Source organism: Novosphingobium lindaniclasticum LE124 (assembly GCF_000445125.1).
GTDB classification, from domain to species: Bacteria; Pseudomonadota; Alphaproteobacteria; order Sphingomonadales; family Sphingomonadaceae; genus Novosphingobium; species Novosphingobium lindaniclasticum.
Genome location: NZ_ATHL01000026.1, coordinates 1 through 710 on the forward strand (window position 1 = coordinate 1; position 710 = coordinate 710).

General features: G+C 57.9%; 1 pseudogene. It reads left to right on the plus strand.

Annotation, left to right across the window (positions count from 1 at the left end):
* Positions 1–318 precede the first annotated feature (318 nt).
* Positions 319–493: pseudogene (locus L284_RS47135) on the plus strand (integrase core domain-containing protein); the annotation flags it as partial.
* Between the last annotated feature and the right edge of the window lie 217 nt (positions 494–710).

Consider the following 710-nt stretch of genomic DNA (forward strand, 5'->3'; position numbering starts at 1 on the left):
CAGGATTCTCATCTTGTTTGTCGCGCTTCCTCACCCTGAATGTCGCGCGACAACCACCCTCGTGGTGGAGTTTTGGAATAGCGGCCCGTTCCGGTATCCAGTCTCAAGGACATCGGCGGCCACCATTCCGAAAGATTTACATCGATAAGCAGAACCGGCGGCGGATCAGCCACAGCCTGCCTAGCCAGTGCTCCAGTCGCTCCGCTCATCAGGCAAGCTGTAATCAAGCTGTGGCGCCATAAATTCCCTGTTCTCATGAGGACGTAGTATGCTTGCCTGCTATCCCCACAATCAAGAATTCAAGGGATTGTAGCCAGCAAGCCGCAGCAGAACGGCTTCCATCGAGAGCTTCAACGCTCGACTGCGTGACGAATGCTTGAACGAGACGCTGTTCACCAGCCTTGGCCATACTCGCCAGGCCCTGGCGGAATGGCGGTACGACTACAACCACTTCCGGCCTCACTCGAGCCTGGGGAACAGAACCCCGGCCGAGATAGGAGCCAGTTCAGTCGGCAAACTGGGTTGGGGGTTAACCCTCAACCCGGTTGTTGCCATCACGTCCGCGCTTGGGCATCAAACCGGGCACAGGCTCTACTCATGGCTGGTAGAAACCTCGGGCTCAGACCAGTGGTGTCGAGGTATCGGATCTGGCGGCGTTTGTGACCTGCCCCCCGGCGGTCCCTCGCTCATAACGAGAGTCTTGCGGTTGA